Source organism: Shouchella sp. JSM 1781072 (genome assembly GCF_041949915.1).
GTDB lineage: Bacteria > Bacillota > Bacilli > Bacillales > Bacillaceae_D > Shouchella.
This window is the reverse complement of record NZ_JBHFQE010000010.1, coordinates 1-1500: the sequence shown is the minus strand read 5'-3', so window position 1 is coordinate 1500 and position 1500 is coordinate 1. Positions and strand designations below refer to the sequence as shown.

The 1500-nt window shown below is 49.0% G+C and carries 9 tRNA genes and 3 rRNA genes; all 12 read right to left on the bottom strand.

Features of this window, described 5'->3' with window-relative positions:
• Positions 1–119: ribosomal RNA gene (locus tag ACE1TH_RS20465) — 16S ribosomal RNA — on the bottom strand; the annotation flags it as partial.
• A gap of 193 nt (positions 120–312) precedes the next feature.
• Positions 313–388 (bottom strand) — tRNA-Ala (locus ACE1TH_RS20460).
• A gap of 6 nt (positions 389–394) precedes the next feature.
• Positions 395–471: transfer RNA gene (locus tag ACE1TH_RS20455), tRNA-Pro, on the bottom strand.
• Positions 472–474: 3 nt separating this feature from the next.
• Positions 475–551 (bottom strand) — tRNA-Arg (locus tag ACE1TH_RS20450).
• Positions 552–565: 14 nt separating this feature from the next.
• Positions 566–654: transfer RNA gene (locus ACE1TH_RS20445), tRNA-Leu, on the bottom strand.
• Between the two features lie 16 nt (positions 655–670).
• Positions 671–742: transfer RNA gene (locus ACE1TH_RS20440), tRNA-Gly, on the bottom strand.
• 20 nt (positions 743–762) lie between these two features.
• Positions 763–845, bottom strand: a tRNA-Leu gene (locus tag ACE1TH_RS20435).
• Between the two features lie 7 nt (positions 846–852).
• Positions 853–928: transfer RNA gene (locus tag ACE1TH_RS20430), tRNA-Lys, on the bottom strand.
• Positions 929–943: 15 nt separating this feature from the next.
• Positions 944–1019 (bottom strand) — tRNA-Thr (locus tag ACE1TH_RS20425).
• 3 nt (positions 1020–1022) lie between these two features.
• Positions 1023–1098, bottom strand: a tRNA-Val gene (locus ACE1TH_RS20420).
• A gap of 41 nt (positions 1099–1139) precedes the next feature.
• Positions 1140–1255: ribosomal RNA gene (gene rrf, locus ACE1TH_RS20415) — 5S ribosomal RNA — on the bottom strand.
• A gap of 119 nt (positions 1256–1374) precedes the next feature.
• Positions 1375–1500 (bottom strand): 23S ribosomal RNA (locus ACE1TH_RS20410); the annotation flags it as partial.

The window sequence follows — 1500 nt, the reverse complement described above, 5'->3', positions numbered from 1 at the left end:
GTGTTACTCACCCGTCCGCCGCTAACTTCCGGGAGCAAGCTCCCTTCTGTCCGCTCGACTTGCATGTATTAGGCACGCCGCCAGCGTTCGTCCTGAGCCAGGATCAAACTCTCCGTTAAAAGTGTTTGACTTGCTCATTTGCACAATTTAAAGCTGTGTCTAACTTCATTGACGAGATACCTTGTATCTCTTTTACGCTTGGCTTTTGTTCAGTTTTCAAAGAACTCGTTTGCGCCTCGATCTCTCTTGGCGACTCTTAGTACTCTACATGACATCGTTTTGAATGTCAAATACTTTTTTGAAAAAGTTTTTTGGTGGAGCCTAGCGGGATCGAACCGCTGACCTCCTGCGTGCAAAGCAGGCGCTCTCCCAGCTGAGCTAAGGCCCCATTCAGTGGTCGGGAAGACAGGATTTGAACCTGCGACCCCTTGGTCCCAAACCAAGTGCTCTACCAAGCTGAGCTACTTCCCGTAATGGCGCGCCCGAGAGGAGTCGAACCTCTAACCGCTTGATTCGTAGTCAAGTACTCTATCCAATTGAGCTACGGGCGCATATTAAATTAAAATGGTGCCGAGGGCCGGACTTGAACCGGCACGGTTGTCACCAACCGCAGGATTTTAAGTCCTGTGTGTCTGCCAATTCCACCACCCCGGCAAAATTAATTGGCAAAAGCGGAAGACGAGATTCGAACTCGCGACCCCCACCTTGGCAAGGTGGTGTTCTACCACTGAACTACTTCCGCACACAATTAGTAATTGTGAGTGCGGGTGAAGGGACTTGAACCCCCACGTCATAAAGACACTAGATCCTAAGTCTAGCGCGTCTGCCAATTCCGCCACACCCGCAAATATATGGTGAGCCATGAAGGATTCGAACCTTCGACCCTCTGATTAAAAGTCAGATGCTCTACCAACTGAGCTAATGGCTCTGACTTCAAGAAACATGGTGCCGGCCAGAGGACTTGAACCCCCAACCTACTGATTACAAGTCAGTTGCTCTACCAATTGAGCTAGACCGGCACATGGTGGAGGATGACGGGATCGAACCGCCGACCCCCTGCTTGTAAGGCAGGTGCTCTCCCAGCTGAGCTAATCCTCCAACGTATTATCTTGTTTTCAAATAACAAAGAAAATATGTAAGCCTGGCAACGTCCTACTCTCACAGGGGGAAGCCCCCAACTACCATCGGCGCAAAAGAGCTTAACGACCGTGTTCGGCATGGGAACGGGTGTGACCTCTTTGCTATTGCCACCAGACTATGTTGACGTTCGATCAACGACGAATCTCTTCGTCTTGTTTCTCGTTGTCAAAGGTAAAAGAATCAACGATTCTTTCAAAACTAAATCTAGAAATCAAACTCAAGTCAAGAAAAATTTAGGATAAGCCCTCGACCGATTAGTATCAGTCCGCTCCATGTGTCGCCACACTTCCACTTCTGACCTATCAACCTCATCATCTCTAAGGGGTCTTACTGGCTTACGCCATGGGAAATCTCATCTTG